Origin of the sequence: Staphylococcus sp. HMSC62B09, from assembly GCF_001839115.1 — a bacterium.
GTDB lineage: Bacteria > Bacillota > Bacilli > Staphylococcales > Staphylococcaceae > Staphylococcus > Staphylococcus haemolyticus.
In genome coordinates, this window is record NZ_KV840124.1 from 31798 (window position 1) to 32732 (window position 935).

The 935-nt window shown below is 29.6% G+C and carries 2 protein-coding genes and 3 pseudogenes; all 5 read right to left on the reverse strand.

Annotated elements, in window-relative coordinates; all coding sequences use genetic code 11:
- A partial coding sequence (locus HMPREF3265_RS04955; protein WP_141764268.1) for a terminase small subunit occupies nucleotides 1-163 on the reverse strand: 163 nt, incomplete at its 3' end.
- A 10-nt stretch (nucleotides 164-173) separates the two neighbouring features.
- Nucleotides 174-254 (reverse strand): annotated as a pseudogene (locus tag HMPREF3265_RS13085) (sigma factor-like helix-turn-helix DNA-binding protein); the annotation flags it as partial.
- Nucleotides 252-387, reverse strand: a pseudogene (locus HMPREF3265_RS12390) (pathogenicity island protein); the annotation flags it as partial. The pseudogenes HMPREF3265_RS13085 and HMPREF3265_RS12390, both read right to left, overlap by 3 nt.
- A 51-nt stretch (nucleotides 388-438) precedes the next feature.
- Nucleotides 439-651, reverse strand: coding sequence for a hypothetical protein (locus HMPREF3265_RS04960; RefSeq protein WP_070861074.1), 213 nt, complete (start codon nucleotides 649-651; stop codon nucleotides 439-441).
- Nucleotides 651-935 (reverse strand): annotated as a pseudogene (locus tag HMPREF3265_RS12860) (pathogenicity island protein); the annotation flags it as partial. The gene HMPREF3265_RS04960 and the pseudogene HMPREF3265_RS12860, both read right to left, overlap by 1 nt.

Below are 935 nucleotides of genomic sequence, written 5' to 3' on the forward strand. Positions count from 1 at the left end.
GCTCATCAATGTACTTAGCCACTTTTTCATTCTTAAGCAACCTACTACCTTGTACAGTTGCAGTATGAGGACTATAACCGGCCTTAATTGCACTTTGTGTTACATTTAGCGTCTTTAGGTACTCAGATATAAACTTTTCTTGTCTAGGGTTTAAATCACTCATATTATCCCTCCTATAATTTATCTAATAAACCATTCAATAGTTGACGTATTCTTTCTCTACTTAAATTGAATATCTTTGCAATTTCATTCATTATCTCTATTTGTGTAGTAATGGCTTTAATCTTGGTATTGATAAACTTTGGGTTATATTCTGTTAGCAAAGTATATTCAGATATTTTATTTTTCATAATAGGATAGTGAGTAGTTTACTCTTTTAAGGTTCATGTATGCACCTCACAAATAAAATGAGCCTACCACTAAGGATAGGCAAGATATTTATCGTTTAACTATGCGATTTTCTTCGGCCATTCTCTTAAGACTTACATCTCTTTGTGACTGTTGAGTTAGTTCATCTTTTCGTTGCTGTTGAATATTTTGAGAAATTTGAGCCTCAACGACATCCAATAATTCATCACGATCTTTCACTGATAAATTTGTTTTTAACATAATATGATTTGATACTTTATCTAAATTATATTTTCTAGCCATTATTTATCACCTCTTAATTGCATTTTATTTCTTATATTAATGAAAGGCAGTTCATCTCCACCTACATAATCTGAATATCTATTAGGACTGAAATGGTTTCTAATTTCTGCTCTTATTTCTTTATCCATTTCAAAGTTTTCTTTGTCATAAACTCGAACAAATCTATCAAATTCTATTTCATATTCATCGTTTAATTTTGAAATTTCATTTATAATTTTGTTGTATTCCTCAACGATTGGCTCAAATTTTTCTAATATACGTTCTTTGTCCTTTTTGTACAAATG

What these genes read in the sequence shown, in the direction of transcription:
- HMPREF3265_RS04960 (WP_070861074.1), bottom strand. Translation starts at nt 651, where the DNA reads ATGGCTAGAAAATATAATTTAGATAAAGTATCAAATCATATTATGTTA.